General features: G+C 60.0%; 11 protein-coding genes and 1 pseudogene. 9 read left to right on the top strand and 3 right to left on the bottom strand.

What is annotated here, in order from left to right; translation table 11 throughout:
- Positions 1-43: 43 nt before the first annotated feature.
- From ACWA1Q_RS10485 to ACWA1Q_RS10495, 3 genes and pseudogenes are all read left to right on the top strand, one after another.
- Positions 44-238, top strand: a pseudogene (locus tag ACWA1Q_RS10485) (hypothetical protein); the annotation flags it as partial.
- A 57-nt stretch (positions 239-295) separates the two neighbouring features.
- Positions 296-478, top strand: coding sequence for a hypothetical protein (locus ACWA1Q_RS10490; RefSeq protein ID WP_463760913.1), 183 nt, complete (start codon positions 296-298; stop codon positions 476-478).
- A 523-nt stretch (positions 479-1,001) separates the two neighbouring features.
- Positions 1,002-1,490: a hypothetical protein gene (locus ACWA1Q_RS10495; protein WP_463757210.1), complete on the top strand. Its 489-nt coding sequence runs from the start codon at positions 1,002-1,004 to the stop codon at positions 1,488-1,490.
- Between the two features lie 31 nt (positions 1,491-1,521).
- On the opposite strand, the gene ACWA1Q_RS10500 is transcribed toward ACWA1Q_RS10495, so the two are convergent.
- From ACWA1Q_RS10500 to ACWA1Q_RS10510, 3 genes are all read right to left on the bottom strand, one after another.
- Positions 1,522-2,091: a DapH/DapD/GlmU-related protein gene (locus tag ACWA1Q_RS10500; protein ID WP_463757212.1), complete on the bottom strand. Its 570-nt coding sequence runs from the start codon at positions 2,089-2,091 to the stop codon at positions 1,522-1,524.
- A 778-nt stretch (positions 2,092-2,869) separates the two neighbouring features.
- Entirely contained in the window at positions 2,870-3,727 is an 858-nt protein-coding gene (locus ACWA1Q_RS10505) for an aldo/keto reductase (protein ID WP_463757214.1), read from the bottom strand.
- A gap of 39 nt (positions 3,728-3,766) precedes the next feature.
- On the bottom strand, positions 3,767-4,906 hold the full coding sequence (locus ACWA1Q_RS10510) for a LacI family DNA-binding transcriptional regulator (protein WP_463760844.1): 1,140 nt from the start codon (positions 4,904-4,906) through the stop codon (positions 3,767-3,769).
- A 65-nt stretch (positions 4,907-4,971) separates the two neighbouring features.
- Here ACWA1Q_RS10510 and ACWA1Q_RS10515 point away from each other — a divergent pair, with 65 nt between their 5' ends.
- The 6 genes from ACWA1Q_RS10515 to ACWA1Q_RS10540 all read left to right on the top strand — a co-directional run bounded on the left by ACWA1Q_RS10515 (position 4,972) and on the right by ACWA1Q_RS10540 (position 12,072).
- On the top strand, positions 4,972-6,276 hold the full coding sequence (locus ACWA1Q_RS10515) for an ABC transporter substrate-binding protein (protein WP_463757215.1): 1,305 nt from the start codon (positions 4,972-4,974) through the stop codon (positions 6,274-6,276).
- 92 nt (positions 6,277-6,368) lie between these two features.
- Complete coding sequence (locus tag ACWA1Q_RS10520) at positions 6,369-7,253, top strand: carbohydrate ABC transporter permease (RefSeq protein ID WP_463757217.1); 885 nt, start codon at positions 6,369-6,371, stop codon at positions 7,251-7,253.
- A 107-nt stretch (positions 7,254-7,360) separates the two neighbouring features.
- Complete coding sequence (locus tag ACWA1Q_RS10525; RefSeq protein WP_463757219.1) at positions 7,361-8,176, top strand: carbohydrate ABC transporter permease; 816 nt, start codon at positions 7,361-7,363, stop codon at positions 8,174-8,176.
- Between the two features lie 79 nt (positions 8,177-8,255).
- Positions 8,256-10,949 (top strand): glycoside hydrolase family 78 protein, encoded by a 2,694-nt coding sequence (locus ACWA1Q_RS10530; protein WP_463757220.1) that lies wholly within the window; start codon positions 8,256-8,258, stop codon positions 10,947-10,949.
- A 406-nt stretch (positions 10,950-11,355) separates the two neighbouring features.
- On the top strand, positions 11,356-11,733 hold the full coding sequence (locus ACWA1Q_RS10535) for a hypothetical protein (protein ID WP_463757222.1): 378 nt from the start codon (positions 11,356-11,358) through the stop codon (positions 11,731-11,733).
- A 132-nt stretch (positions 11,734-11,865) separates the two neighbouring features.
- On the top strand, positions 11,866-12,072 hold the full coding sequence (locus ACWA1Q_RS10540) for a hypothetical protein (RefSeq protein ID WP_463757223.1): 207 nt from the start codon (positions 11,866-11,868) through the stop codon (positions 12,070-12,072).
- Positions 12,073-12,374: the final 302 nt, after the last annotated feature.

The raw sequence follows: 12,374 nt of genomic DNA on the forward strand, positions 1-12,374 counted from the left end.
TGGGAGGGAGCCGATAGTGAGCCGACGCAAAGCACCCGAGCTTATGTCCGCGCTGGCCGAGGACCGCACTGCGATCGCGCAGGCGCTGGGAAGACGCCGACTAGATCCACTCCTGGCACTCGACCTGACGATTCAACAGCTTCGATTCGTGCTTCTCGTCGCATCCGGACAGGCCACTACCGGCCGAGAGATCGCGCACCACCTTCATGTGTCAGCCCCCACTGTCTCAGTCATGGTGGAACGTTTGGTGGAGTCAGGTTTCGTCGCGCGAGATGATTCCGTGCTGGATAGGAGAGTGAAACGGCTCTCAGTAACGGAGGCAGGTCGAGCGGTCTACGATGATCTACTCGGGCTCCGCGATGAGGCAGACGAGTTCCTCACCGAGCTGTCTGTCGACGAGCTACACGCTCTCGCACAAGGGACCGCTGCACTGCGGCGAGCCGTCGAACGCCACGTTCAGCGCGGTGGGATGGCGTAGCGGTCGCCTCGGTTGTGACGAGCGGGCAACAGCAGCACGATGACCAGTTTCCGTTCCTCGGCAAGCTTTGCCGCCGCGCATCCGCAGCACCGTCGTATCGGACCCGAGCATGGTCCAACCGCGTACGGGCATAACTCCAGCTAGAGACCCCTTGACCCGGGGCGAGCGCTTCAAGCGACGCTAACTGGGTCCGCTCGGTCAAACTGAATCCCCCCAGGACTCGGACCCTAACTTGCGTCGTGGTGCCCCTCATGTTGAAACCGACACTTTCATGCCGCTGTTCGGAAAGGACGCCAAACCAACGGGCAAGGGTGGTTGAGACCCGGCCAAGCAATGCGCCAAGTCGCACGGATGGTCGTCGACGCCGGCGCCCACGAACGCGGCGCTGTCGATCAACTGGTTCGGGACACCGAGCAACTCGCCGAAAGTGCGCCCTCGACGGGGTCACCGACATCGGGTGGGCAACCGCGGATGCCGGAAGCATCCGTTATCGGCATAAAAGGATTTCGACCGATGGTTCCAGTTGTACGCGTCGGTCAAGTACCGGTCCGACGCGCTGTACTTCCTCACTCCCGATGCGATGGCTGCGCTCATTGACACGGCCAGCGGCTACAACGGTGAGATCATCGACGACACTCTTGTGTTGTTCGCGCCGTCAGCCGTCAACTTCACGACGTCTGGACCGTGGGAGTCCATTCACGCGATTCTCGGCGACATCGCGTCACGAATCGCGGCAAGCGCGCGGCGGTACCGAGATGAACGGGTGCCAGGGCAACAGGTTGCGCCGGTGATCTCGTCGATCCGGGCGGCGCTCGATCATCCCGACGTTCCATGGGTGGCGCCTCGTCCCCTGATCGGCCCGGACGGCCGCCGACTGGGCATGCGTGTGCGCCATAACGGGTTCGTTTCCGTGGTCGGCGCCGTTGGGTGGCTCGGTCTTCTCACATTTCTCTACGTAGTGCCCGGCCTGTTTGCGTTCGCCGGATTCATGTCCATCATTGACGGTCGTTAGCGGGAACCCTCAGCGGAGTGACGAGCGCGGTTCAATCGGTCACGGAGCGCACCACTCGCGCGGGAGAGCCCACGACAATGGCGTTCTCTGGTACGTCCTTCGTGACCACGGACGCAGCAGCAACGACGGCGTTATCACCGATCGTCACACCCGCCAGAATGGTCGCGTTCGAGCCGATCCACACGTTGCGGCCGATGACGATCCGAGCCGGATGCATATCGGCGCGTCGGCTGGACGAAAGGTCATGATTGAGCGTGGCCATAACCGTGTTGTGCCCGATCAAGCAGTCGTCCCCTATGACCACACCGCCCTGGTCCTGGAATTTGCATCCGGAGTTGATGAAGATTCGCTTCCCGAGCGTGATGTTCTTCCCGAAGTCCGAGTAGAAAGGCGGGAACACCGTCACAGATTCGTCTACCGGTGTGCCGGTGAGCTGAGCCAGCAACTCCCGAACCCTGGCGGGTTCACGGTATCCGTTGTTGAGGTCTCCGGTGATGCGAAGCGCATCTTGGCTGACTCGGTGCATGACCTCGTGCAGTGGTGAGTCCCCGGTGATGGTCTGGCCGGCATTCAGCGAACGCGGAAGATCGTCGAGATCCATGGTGTCCCTTCGAATCTGGTTCGGTTGGCGCACGAAACGTGGGTTCCAACTTTGGAAGGCTTCGTGCCGCGGTCGCCCGGACAGCGCGACGGCCAGCCACAGCAGAAGGCAATCGTACCTGTGGGAAACCAGATGAGGCGACTATCCCATCGTCACGGAGCAACCCTCTGCGGACCACCTAAGGGCGACGGATTGATCGTGCATACCCCGCGCGCCAGCTGGGAGGAACCGAACGTTGATCTCGAAACGGAATTGGTCGCCACGCGCCGCGACACTCGTGCCAGTGGCCACCCGCGGATAGTTCCTTCAGCGCAAGCGAAACCCCAACGCCGCGGGCGTGAACACGAATCTTCCCTGGATCGCGGTTGCCCCCAAAATGGCGACCTGAGTGGCGAGTCTCATAAGAGGGATGCTCGTGGTCCATTTCAAGGATCTTCTCGGCGGACATCGTAGACACCTCAATGTCACGTTCCAAGCGGCCTCTGCTGTCGTTTGGCATGCTTTTGTACTCTTCCCATGTCCACACGAAGAGCAGGTAACTAGCTCGGTTAGGACCCAATACTCAGAACGCGGCAACCGAGCCGCAGCGGCCGTCGTTTTCACGCTGCGGGCTCAAGGGCGACAGCTCTTTCTTGTCCAGTGGTCCTTTGAAGCTCCGCACCCAGGAGAAGCGCTGATAGCTTCATATGTGGAGTCCGCGCCACAACTTTCAGAGAAGGTTCGTGTCACTCTTGAGTCAGCAAGACGTGTGGACGGCCAATCTATTTGCGAGTTGCACTCAGCGGGCTAACCCCGCAAGCTCCGACTCGAACAACAGCGCTGTCTCGACATCAAGGACAAAGTTCACTGCCCTGGCGGTCGAGATTGCTGTTGAAACCCGCGAGGCGCCGCTGAGCGGAATCACCGTCTGTCCGATCGATCCAACCCACGCGAGGGCGATCGTTTGGATCGTTGCACCGAGTACCGCCGCCCGCGCCACAGACAAAGGCAGCAACTGCTCGAGCATTGAAAGTTTCTCAGATCCGCCTAGTGGCGAGTATGCGAGGAATGCGATGCCGTCTGAAGAACAACGCTCGGCCATCCTCTGGTGAGTTCGATCAAGGGGCGAGAGTGGATTCTCCACGGCGGTAATCGTCGCGACTCTGCGAGCGATTGCTAGTTCCTTCTCGGTGACGTTCGATATCCCGATTGCCTGTATTTTGCCTTCAGCGCGCAATTCCTCCAAAGCGCCGACGCTTTCTTCGATTGGGACGCGAGGATCCGGCTTGTGAATGAAATAAAGCGGCAACGAGTCAATCGAAAGCTTTTTTAGACTCGCCTCGCAGTCAGAGCGAAGGGACTGAGGCGAAGCGTCAATGCCAAAGCGATGGCCGGACCGGTAGTGTCCCCCCTTCGTTACAACGGTCACACTATCTTCCCGATCCGAAAGCACTTCGCGGATCAGGCGCTCGTTGTGATGGTCTTCATCAGCTCGGCTGTATGCGCGTGCCGTGTCGATGAGGGAGAACCCGGCGTCAAGCGCGGCGCTAAGAACCCTTTTGCCATGATCGTCGTCAAGGTCTTCCCGCAACGAGAGGGCTGCGGCACCAAAGCCGATCGGGCCAACTGCAACTTGCCCTATCCGTCGATCATCCATGGCGTCCGAGCCTGCCGTGATCGACAGAAACCGTTGTGCTCACGAGACGGAGCTCCGACGAACGAGCAAGTCAGGCTTCAAGACAACGGTCCGGTGGACATGCGCCTCCGAATTGTCCACTTCCTCCTCTAACAGTGCGGCCGCAAGAGCTCCCATTTCATGTCCGGGTTGCGCGATCGTCGTCACCGGTACTGCGCTTTCAGAGGCGTGCTGATTATTGTCATAGCCCGTAAAGGCGATGGACCCCGGCACAGCAATACCGGCCGATAACACTCGCTCGATACAGCCAATTGCGAGAGAGTCAGCTGCGCAAACAATCCCGTCTGGGCGGTCAGCGCTTGCCCGCGCCGCGATGTCATCTCCAACGCCGCGTCCGACGCGCACCGCCAGGCCCGTGGTCTCGATGATTTCCAGCCCCACCCCAGGGGACTCTTCAACCGCTTTGCTAACACCCTTCAAACGGTCGGCGACCGCATGGAGCGTAAACGGGCCGCCCACGAAGAGTAAGCGTTGGCGACCAGCGTCAATGAGATGACGTGCCGCAAGATACCCGCCATACTCCTCATCCACGATGACCCCGCAGCTTTCTCCCTCGACCCCTGGCCAGTTCACAAAGACAACCGGGCGGCCGTGACTGCGAACTCGAGCGGCACCCGCTTGCTCGCCGTCAAGCGGCGCAAGAATGATGCCTCGGACGCGAGTCTCATCAAACAACTCCAGATACTCGTTCTGACGGGTGCGATCCACGTCACTATTGGCCAGCAGCACCTTAAGGCTGTTCGCTGCGGCAGCCACTTCAATTCCTCGAGCAATGTCGACGAAGAAGGAGTTCCCGATGTCCACCAGAACTGCACCGATGGTGTTTCCGGTCCCCTTGGCTAACCGACGCGCGGCATCATTCGGGACAAAGGCTAATTCGTCCACAGCCGACGCTACTTTCTGCCGCGTACGTTCGCTCAGCAGGTGCGGCCTGTTGAAAAAATTGGAGACGGTGCCGTGCGATACACCGGCACGTAGTGCGACGTCCATCATCCGGGAGTCCCCACCTTGGGCACGCATGCGTGAGGTTGACACCAATGTCCACTCCTCGATCTTGGCCGGAGATTCCGACTCAATTGAATCGTTACACAAATTCTCTTGCAAATTGAGGATATCGCACCTAATGTACTTGATGCGCATCAATTGATGCGCATCAAGTACGCATTCGGCACCACACGGCGCCTGCATTCAAGGAGGAATTGCACATGTCACGACACATGAGTCGGAAAGCCGTAGCGGCGCCGATCCTTGCAAGCGCCGGCGCGCTCGCGCTTCTACTCACCGGTTGCGGCGGAGGTGGCGGCGCGAGCAAGGCTGCCACAGAGTTCACCTACCTGATCAACTCAGAGAACACCATGATTCCGGGCCAAATCACCGCGCTCAGCGAGGATCAGTGCAAGACCGAGAACACTGCGCTGCCCCTGAAAGTGGAAACAGTGCCGCAGACGAACCTGGACCAGAAGCTCCAACTCCTTGCTGGCCAGAATTCGCTGCCGCCCATGTTCGCCGCCGGAAACGCCCCCGACCTGACCAAGACCCTCGATGAGTCTGGAAATGTCGTCGACTTCGAAAAGGCACTGGCGGATCTCGACGCCCTCGACAACATCGAACCGGCCGCAATCAGCACCATCAAGGCGCTCTATGGCGGCAAATTCAACGTGTTGCCATTTCAGTACAACATCGAAGGAATTTGGTACAACAAGCAGCTCTTCGCCGACGTCGGCGTCGAGATTCCCGAGACCTGGGACGACCTCGTCAGCGCAGCAGACGTCATCTCAAAGACAGGCGTTACTCCGTTCGCGGCCTCCGGCGAACAGGGATGGCCGCTCACCCGCCTCGTCGGCGACTATATCTTCCGTGATCTCGGCTCAGACGCACTTCAAAGGGTGGCAGACGGGGAGGCGAAGCTCACCGATCCCGAGTACGTGAAGGCTGCGGCAGCCGTCGCCGAACTCGGCAAGAACGGCTACTTCGGTCAAGGAATCGGGTCGATCGACTACGACACTGCGGCCTCACAGTTCCTCACCGGCAAAGCCGCGATGTTCTATATGGGTAGCTGGATCCTAGAGTCGATGAATGATGAGGAAGCCAACCAGATCGGCATCGACAACGTGGGATTCATGCCGTTCCCCGCGGTTGAGGGCGGCAAGGGTTCCATCGACGAGTACCCGGCGAACGTTGGTTTGCCGACGACGATGAACGCAAAGGTTTATGACGACAGGGTCGCCGATTGGCTCGGTTGCATCGCAGAAAACTACGGCAGTGCGGCGCTTCAGGATCAGGGCACCATCTCGGGCTTCAAAACCAATAGCGAAGTGACCGGAGTTGCCCCACTCACGGAGGAGATCCAGTCAACCATTTCCGAGTCCACTTCAAGCGTGCTCTGGTTCGAGGCGCTGTTCACGACTAAGGCGACCACTACGAGCCAGACGAACGCCGCACAGCTTGTGACTGGGGCTATCAGCCCAGAGGAATTCATGTCTCTCGTCCAGGCAGACCTCGACAACTGATCGACCGGGGTGAGGTGGTCGACTGACTGCCTCACCCCACCCATCGCCGACCCGGAACTTCGACATCCCTCTCGGCAAGGAATGAGTGAATTATGAAACATGTTCTTGGCGATAAGAGGGCTATCGCGATCCTTCTTGGCCCAGCTCTGCTCGTCTATACCGCAGTTATGCTGATTCCGGTGATCTGGTCTCTCGGGTACACCGTATTCGAGGGCAACGCCATCGTCGGCTTCTCGTTCGTTGGCTTTGACAACTTCACACGCATGGTCGGTGACCCGAGAGTGTGGGACGCTGTGCTCTTCACCCTGAAGTACGCATTCGTCGTCACCGTTGGTCAGGTATTCATCGGCTATCTGATGTCCCTCCTGTACGTCTTCGTGCTGAAGAAATCATCGAACATCATCCGTACATTGGTGTTCTTCCCCGTCGTCCTACCGACGGTGGCGGTTGCTTTGCTGTTTCAGAAGATGTTCGAGGTGGCGCCTGCGACTGGCGTCGTCAACTCGGTCATCAACAGCTTCGGCGGTGATTCTGTCGACTGGTTCGGCAGCGGCGCAAACGCCTTCCTCGTCATCGCCATCATGGACATCTGGCGCTCCATCGGCTTCTACGGCGTATTGCTCTACGCCGGAATTGTCGAGATTCCCGAAGACACGCTCGAGTCCGCCCGACTCGATGGAGCCACCGGGTGGAGCCTCGTCCGGCACATCGTGCTTCCACTTTCGTTGCCGGTGCTTCTCTCGGCGATCATCTTCAGCATTAACGGCACCCTCAAGGTGTTCGACTCGATCATCGCCCTGACGAACGGCGGCCCTGGCAACGCAACCAGTCCCCTCACGCTGTACATGTTCCAGACTTCCTTCTCCTATGGCGAGTACGGGTACGGCAGCACGATCGCTCTCCTCCTGACAATGATCTGCCTCGTCGTGACTGTGTTCATTTTCCGTTCCTCGCGTCGCGACCTCACGAAAGCGTGACCCCGATGACCTCCACCTCGCTCGCCCCCACCGGCGCAGATACATCTCAGTCCGGGCACCAGAAGATGCGCCCATCCCAAGCCAGTCGTCGCCTCAGACGAGGCCTGATGAAGTTGCCGGCGAACATCCTCGTCGCGCTCATTCTGGTCGTCACGATCTACCCGATGATCTGGCTGCTCTTGAGCTCGTTCAAAACAAACGACGAGTTCATCAACGGAGATACGTTCGCTCTGCCGCAGGCAATCAACTGGCAGAACTACATCGACGCGTGGACCACCGGCAATATGGGTCAATACCTGGCTAACAGTGCCCTCGCGGTCTTCCCAGCACTCGCGCTGATTATCCTGTTTGGCACCGCCGCCGGGTTTGCACTCGAAGTCATGGTTTGGAAAGGGCGCAACGGCGTTTTGCTCGCTTTTCTTATCGGCATCATGGTCCCTGGGCAGATGATTCTGCTGCCCCTGTTCACCGTGTACTTCCAGACCGGCCTGTCCGGCTCACTATGGCCGTTGATCATCACCTACACGGGAATCGGGCTCCCTCTCACTGTCTTCATGATGGCGACGTTCTTCCGCTCCATCCCTCGCGAAGTCTTTGAAGCGTCGACACTCGATGGAGCTGGAATCATCCGTTCCTTCTTCACCATCGGCTTCCCAATGGTCCGCAACGGCATCTTCACCATTGCGTTGGTGCAGTTCTTCTTCATCTGGAACGACCTTCTCATCGCCCTGACCTTCACCAACAGTTCTGACCTCCGAACCATTCAGGTCGGTCTGCTCAACTTCACAGGCGAGTTCGGTGCAACGCAGTACGGCCCTCTGTTCGCCGCCATTTGCATTAACGTTTTCGGGACCCTCGTGCTCTACCTCGCGCTCAATCAGCGCGTCATGAAGGGTCTCACCGCCGGCTCAGTGAAGGGCTAATCCCGGCCGTCTCAGCCTCATTCTCAGCACCACCCTCGACAACAAGCCGCGAGCGGCTCGTAGAAAGGCGCCTCTCGCCATGTCTTTTTTCCCCTCCGATCCGTCGCAGACCACAGTCGTCTCGTCCGCTCAGATCTCTGCACCGCGTTTCGAGCACCTGGCAGAACCTTTCGGCATCGGTGTCCCAACCCCCCGAGTGTCGTGGAAGATCAGCGGCGAACTCGATCCGGAATTTACGCAAACGGCGTACCAGCTCGAATCGACTCGCCACAGCGACATCCGACTTTCGGACATCGTCGAATCAGCAGAACAGGTATTAGTGCCCTGGCCCTTCGAAGACCTTGCCTCACGTGATGTGGTCACCGTACGCGTCCGAGTGAGAGGGAACGACGGCAGCTGGTCCAGCTGGAGCGAGGCGACAGCGGTCGAGGCCGGACTCCTCCAACCGGAAGATTGGGTCGCCGTCCCCATCGGTCCCGCATGGACCGAAGACCCAGAGGCGGAGCGCCGCCCGCCTCTGGTACGACGAGAGTTCCCGCTGGTCCGTGACATCATGTCGGCTCGGCTGTACGTCACCGCACACGGCCTGGCGGAGGTCGAGATCAACGGCAATCGCATTGGCGAAGACGCGCTCGCACCAGACTGGACTGTCTACGGCGAGCGACTCACCTACCGAACATACGATGTGACTGAGGCTCTCGTCAGCGGGGAGAATGCAATCGGGGCATGGCTTGGCGATGGCTGGTACCGCGGTCGGATCGGATTCCACGGTGGCTATCCGAACCTCTACGGGTCCGACATCTCGCTCATCGCGCAACTCGAAGTCACGCATTCTGACGGTCGCCGCACCACCATCGCGACAGATCCCACCTGGACAGCGGGGTTCGGCCCCATTTTGACCAGTAACCTCTACTTCGGCGAATCATACGACGCCAGAGAAGAGCGCCCAGGCTGGTCGCGTCCGGGGTTCGACGCTGCGGGATTCAGCCCAGTCATAGTGACCCACCGAGATTCCTCCACTCTCGTCGCGCCCCAAGGCCCCCCGGTCCGCAACACGCAAATTGTGCAACCTCAGCAAGTTCTGACGTCCCCTTCCGGTGCGACGGTGCTGGACTTCGGTCAGAACCTCGTCGGCCGGCTTCGCATTCGCGTTACCGGAGAAGCCGGCGCCACCGTCACGCTCAGGCACGCGGAAGTGATGCAGGACGGAGAGATCTACACACGACCACTGCGTGGCGCACTCTCCACCGACCGATACACACTCGCCGGGAAAAAGGACGCAACAGGCCAAGCCCAGCAAGAATCGTGGGAGCCGCGGTTCACCTTTCACGGTTTCCGCTACGCGGAAATCACCGGCTGGCCTGGCGATTTCGACCCGTCCCAAGTCGAGGCGCTGGTTTACCACAGCGATATGGAGCGGACCGGATGGTTCGAGACCTCGGACCCTCTCCTCAACCGCCTGCACGAGAACGTCGTGTGGGGAATGCGCGGCAACTTCGTCGGGCTCCCCACCGACTGCCCGCAGCGCGATGAGCGACTTGGATGGACCGGAGACCTGCAGGTCTTCGCGCCGACGGCATCCTATCTCTACGATTGCTCGGGACTGCTGAGTTCATGGTTGCGAGATGTCGAGGCCGAGCAACTCGAGGATGGAACGGTCCCTTGGTACGTACCGGTCATCCCAGGCGGCGACGAGTGGACACCAATCCGCCCCGGCGCTGTATGGGGCGACGTCGCGGTGCTAACGCCCTGGGTCCTGTTTGAACGCTTTGCCGACCGCGGCGTGCTCGCAACACAATACGACAGCGCGAAACGGTGGCTCGATCTCGTCGACCGACTCGCGGGTGACGACCACCTGTGGAATGACGGCTTCCAACTCGGCGACTGGCTGGATCCCGCCGCACCACCGAACGACCCCGCCGACGCGACAACTGACCGTTACCTCGTCGCGACGGCGTATTTCGCGGAGTCTGCCAAACGGCTCTCCCAAACAGCAGCCGAGCTCGGATTTGACGAGGACGCAAACCACTACCGTGTTCTCGCCCGGAAGGTGAGGGACGCTTTCGCGCGTGAATACGTACTCCCGAGCGGTGAACTCACGAGTGACGCACAAACGGCCTATTCCCTTGCCCTCGTTTTCGACCTATTGCCAACCCAATCACAACGAGAGTTCGCGGGTAATCGCCTCGCCCAACTCGTGGCCGCCGCTGGTAACCGGATCGCAACCGGTTTCGCCGGAACGCCGGTCATATCCGATGCGCTCACGGCCTCCGGTCACCTCGCCTCTGCATACGATCTCCTGTTTGAGGACGAATGCCCCTCGTGGCTCTACACCGTGAAGCAAGGCGGAACGACGATATGGGAGCGCTGGGACAGTTTGCTGCCTGACGGCACCGTGAATCCAGGCGGCATGACCTCCTTCAACCACTATGCCCTCGGCGCAGTGGCTGATTGGATGCATCGAACCATCGGTGGGTTGCGCAGTATCTCCCCCGGCTACCGACGGATCGCCGTCAAACCTCAACCCGATGCCCGACTCACGTCAGCTACCGCCGTCCACGAGTCCCCTTACGGTCGCATCGAAGTTGCGTGGCACATAGAGGGGGGCTCGTTCGTCGCTCGCGTCCAGGTTCCAGTGGGAGTGACCGCGGAGGTGGACATTCTCAGTGAGGCACGCGAGACAGTCGGACATGGAACACACGACTATCGGGTCCCCTACCTGGCAATCCGAGAGATTTCATCGGAACCTGTAGCGACGGCCGCAGGCGTCTGAGTCCTTGCCCGCTGGCCGGTCACGACCGACCGGCCAGCGGCAAGTCCGACAGCGAGGCCCGGCGGGATCCGACGTCCTCCGGAACAGGGGTGTCGAGGTCGGCCGTGACCTCGGAAGCCGCGTGGCTTTGCCTTGGCCTTGTCTCGTCTAGGTCTGAGCCGCGTCGCTAGACGCGTCACGCTAATGCATCCTGGTCCCAAATAAACCCCATCAAGGCACCCTTCAAGACGCGCTCCTTTCCAGGTTCTGTCCAATGGCATGGATCGGTCGTAGCATGCAGGCTATGGCCGTGGATCCGAAGCATGCTCGTTCAGCCCGAAGCGCAGCCGCTCTGGTAGCGGCCGTTTTGATCGCTGGGTCATTCCCCGCGTGCTCGATCAACAGCAGCGATCCCTGCTTTTGGCGAGTGTACGAGACGACCGAACAGACCGTCGAGGACTCCGACCTGGTGGTGTCCGGGACGATAAGCGGAGTGAGCGGCGAGCGAGTCATCAGTGATGTTGTGGCGAACGTGTGGAACGTGAACATCACCGGTTGGCAGAAGGGCGAGAGCTCTCAACAAATCGAGGTGGCTTCAACGCCCGAAGGCTGCCGTCCTGGCGACGCACCATACCCGCGGGCCGGCGATCCGCTTGAGCAACACATCGGTGCGAGCGTCACGCTTTTCCTGACCGCAGAAGGCGACGAGTGGCGCACCATTACTCCCTGGCAAGCGGTGTTGCCCTCCGGCGCTAACGATGCGATGCCGAAGTCCTGGCCGGACCTGGACGGGCTCAAATCGTGAGCAGGTCACGACCTAACTCCATAAGGCGAACCCTTACTGCACTTGACGTCGGTGTTCCGCAACCGTAAGAGGTTCATTGAGCACATTGCGGTTGCGTGGCCGCCTATACCCCGCGAATCCACCGTGCGTATCATGGGGTCCATGAAGGCGATGCGGAGGATGCGGACGTGGCTCGGCATTGTGCTTGGCCTGTTCTTCGTGATCGCTGGGGTCTGGTTCCTCATCCTTGACGCGGCGGACTATCGAGGATGGGCGCTTCTCGCGATGGCGCTTCTGAACGGAATCGTCCTCTGGGGGTTCCTGACGGACGATGACCCCAGCCAAACGTGGCGGCTTTGATTCTTCTGGAGACGGATTCAACGAAGCTCAGCTGCCGGCATGCTTACTCGGGCAGACCCGGAGCAGTCGATATGTATGACAACGGGGACCTCGCTCCAAAGATCGACAACTCACGCCGTGACATCTCCTGATCCATAAGAGTTAGCTGCGCAGCCCTGCACGGACGTACGGACGTAGAATCGGGGACCCTCCAGCCAAACCTGGCGAAACGAGCCTTGGAGTCGCTTGGGAATGCTGTACGGGAAGGCTGAACGGGAACGACAAGCGCAAAGGTTGAGCTTGTGTTTCCGGAGCGATCCGGT

The organism is Mycetocola sp. TRD_SC_2 (assembly GCF_055361225.1).